General features: G+C 58.1%; 3 protein-coding genes. 2 read left to right on the top strand and 1 reads right to left on the bottom strand.

The window, feature by feature from the left end:
* Positions 1-18: 18 nt before the first annotated feature.
* On the bottom strand, positions 19-990 hold the full coding sequence (locus QZZ60_RS11100) for an alpha/beta hydrolase (protein ID WP_295641394.1): 972 nt from the start codon (positions 988-990) through the stop codon (positions 19-21).
* Positions 991-1,844: 854 nt separating this feature from the next.
* Here QZZ60_RS11100 and QZZ60_RS11095 point away from each other — a divergent pair.
* Together QZZ60_RS11095 and QZZ60_RS11090 are read left to right on the top strand one after the other, a co-directional pair.
* Positions 1,845-2,570, top strand: coding sequence for an amino acid ABC transporter ATP-binding protein (locus QZZ60_RS11095; RefSeq protein ID WP_295641392.1), 726 nt, complete (start codon positions 1,845-1,847; stop codon positions 2,568-2,570).
* A gap of 151 nt (positions 2,571-2,721) precedes the next feature.
* Positions 2,722-3,418, top strand: a 697-nt coding sequence (locus QZZ60_RS11090) for a transporter substrate-binding domain-containing protein (RefSeq protein ID WP_295641390.1), incomplete at its 3' end; no start/stop codon positions are given.

The raw sequence follows: 3,418 nt of genomic DNA, 5'->3' as shown, positions 1-3,418 counted from the left end.
GGGCCGCCGTGTACTGGCTTATGGCGAAGCAAAGCGCGGTAAATATGGTGCGGACTGATTGCGGAAGTCCTTGTAGAAGGGCTTTTCCATCATCATGGCATGGGCCGCACCCTTGATTTCCACCACGCGGGAACCGGCGGGAAGCTTGGGCTGAAGGGCATGGAACAGATCCTTGTTGATGTACGGGTCCTTGTCGCCGGCAATGACGAAGGTGGGAACCTTGAGCTGTTCCGGGAAAATGAGAAGGTTGGAAGGTGAGGAGACAAGATCGCGGCGTCCGCCGTTGGGGCTGGAGCTGCCGTCGTAGCGCCAGCAGTTGGACTGAAATTCCGCCACCACGGCAGGTTCCACGATGCTGTAGTCGATGTCGCCCTTGTCGGTCATCTGAAAGTCGCCGGCCGCGTGCACCCAGGTATTATTGTTGAAGGGCGACGTGACGTTGCCCGCGCCGAGTCCGCTCAGAATGGGCGCGTACAGAACGAGGCGCCGCACCATGTCGGGATGCTTCGCCACAAAACGGCTGCTCGTCACCGTGCCCCAGCTCCAGCCGAGCACGTCGATCCGCTTCTGCCCGCTCTCCTTCACCACGGCCGCGGCCGCGGCGGCCACGTCTTCGGCGGCATAGTCGGAGTTAAGCATGAAGCCGTCTTCCACGGCCTGCGACTGGCCGTAGCCCGCCACGTCCAGACGCCATACGGCATAGCCCTGATCCGCCAGAAAACGGGCCAGACTGTAATCGCCGTAGTTCACGTCGAACTCATGGGAAGAGTAGGTCAGACCGTGCACGAGAAGAATGTTCTTCTTCGGCGTCGTGCCGGCGCTCTTCATGCAGTCGAAATGCAGCTTGTAGCCGTTGCGCTCCAGAGGAAGAACGGCATAGTCGTAGGAGCGTACGCTCTGCCCGGCGGCAAGCGCGGGCGAAACGTCGGAAACGGGGAAGAAGGCGAGCTGCAGCGCCAGGGCGGCGCAGGCAAACAGACGGAGAAGCACGGGAACACTCCTTGGCTTGAGGTGAACGAAAAAACAGAATGACAATTCTGCAAAAACACCGGCCTGCCCCTTATACAGTCCTGAGCGGACATTCTTGTCAAGTGTCGGACATAAATCAATTTTGTACCGCTCTTTTCCCGCTCTGCCGCGCGCCGGAGCCCGGCCGGGGCGCATTTTCTCTCCGCAGACGCCCTGCTTCCCCGTCCCCGTCACGCCGCCCCCGCCGTGCAGCACGCGCTGCCTTCCTCCCATCTTCCCATTCCCACAATGTTTTTTGGAGTCTCCCTCCCCGACCCGTCGAAGACGTCTCCTCTTCCGTTCCTACCGAAGCGTCGGCAGGCGGCCGCCCGCGCTTCTTGTCGGCGCAGGAAGCCCTTCTTCAGCCTCCGACGCTCCGAACGAGCGCGCAAAAGCAACGACGCTTCCGCCCCCGGCACGCATGCCGAAGTCTTCTGCTGTCTTTTTTCTTCTGAATCTCCTGCCTTCCTCTGTTGTTGCAGAGGCTTTCATTTTTTGTCATTTTTATCAATTATCCAATAACCATGAAGAATACTTTCCAATATTCCGCATCTTCCCATCAGGGAGAAAACAGCCTTCTTCTCTGTTGTCATGACAGCATCTTCTGCAATGGCAGTAAAATAAAAGAATCATGATGCCGCATTAAAAGAATATTGCGTCGACACTACCGTATTTTTTCCATAATTTATAAGAAATACAAAAAATATTAACAATATTGACAAAAATTGATCACTCTGGTATTTTACATTATTGTAAAATATAGTTTCCGGGAACGCCGGAAAAACACAGAAAAAAACAGCAGGCTGAAGGCTACGCCCGCCTGCAGGAGAAAAATCGTGATCAGGCTTTCCGACATTCATAAGTCCTTTGGTTCCCACGAGGTGCTCAAAGGCGTCAATCTGGACGTGAAGGAAGGGGAAAAGCTCGTCATCATCGGGCCTTCCGGCTCCGGCAAGTCCACCACCGTGCGCTGCATGAACGGACTTGAAACCCCCACGTCCGGACACGTCTACATCGACAACACGGAGCTCACGAAGCAGAATCGCGTTTCGCTCGTGAGAAGCACCTCGTCCATGGTGTTTCAGCAGTTCAACCTGTATCCGCACCTCACCGTCATGGGCAATCTCACCCTGGCTCCCATCAAGCTGTTCGGCAAGAGCAGGAAGGAAGCGCAGGAACTCGCCCGGCACTATCTCGCCGTCGTGGGTCTCGAGGAAAAGGCCAACGCCTATCCTGCCACCCTGTCCGGCGGTCAGCAGCAGCGCGTGGCCATCGCCCGCGCCCTGTGCAGTCAGACCAAGATCATACTCTTCGACGAGCCCACTTCCGCCCTCGACCCCGAAACCGTGCAGGAAGTGCTGAACGTCATGGTCAAGCTCGCCGGTGAAAAGAACATCACCATGGTCATCGTGACCCATGAAATGGGCTTTGCCCGCGAAGTGGCCGATCGCGTGATCTTCATGGAAGACGGCACCATTCTGGAAGAAGGAACGCCCGAACACTTCTTCGTGAACCCCACCCACGAACGCACCAAGCAGTTCCTGGGCAAGATCCTGCACTAGAACCATTCTCACGCATTCAAGGCTGCGGGTTCGTCCCGCAAGCCCTTTTTTCGTCCGTCCGCCGGATCTTCCGGCTTTTGTCATGTGCCTCGCGTTCCCCCCGCGCAAGGCAGAACCCCTAATGCCAGCCGGCACACCAGGAGGCATCGCAATGAAAAAGCTTCACCGCATGGGAGTCCTTCTTCTCTCCGCCCTTGTCGCTCTGAGCTTCGCCACGAGCGCTTCGGCCGCGACTCTGCCGGACGATGTTCAGGCCATCGTCAAGCGCGGCGAGCTGCACGTAGGCGTCAAGTCCGACGTTCCGGGCTTCAGCATGCAGGATCTTTCCGGCGACTACGCCGGCATGGAAGTGGACCTGGCCAAAAAGCTCGCCGAAGCCATGGGCCTCAAGGCCGACAAGGTTTCCTTCACGGCCGTGACCGCCAAGACCCGCGGTCAGCTTCTTGACACCGGGGACATCGACATGGTGCTCGCCACCTTCACCATCACCCCCGAACGCAAGACCATCTGGAACTTCTCCACTCCCTACTACACCGACGCCGTCTCCCTGCTGGTGAAGAAGAACGCCGGCATTTCCGGCTACGCCGACCTCGTGAACAAGCGCATCGGCGTGGCTGAAGGCTCCACTTCCAAGGACGCCCTCATCAAGGCCGCCGCCGAAAACGGCGTCACGCTGACCGACACCGCCAACATCCAGACCTTCCCCGACTATCCCTCCATCAAGGCCGCCCTCGACGCCGGTCAGGTGCAGGCATTCTGCGTGGACGGCTCCATTCTTTCCGGCTATCTTGACCCGAGCACCGAAATCCCCACCACCGTGCGCTTCGCCCCGCAGGACTACGGCGTGG

Source organism: uncultured Mailhella sp. (assembly GCF_905187505.1).
GTDB lineage: Bacteria > Desulfobacterota > Desulfovibrionia > Desulfovibrionales > Desulfovibrionaceae > Mailhella.
The sequence above is the reverse complement of the archived record's forward strand: the minus strand, read 5'-3'. Positions and strand labels throughout refer to the sequence as shown.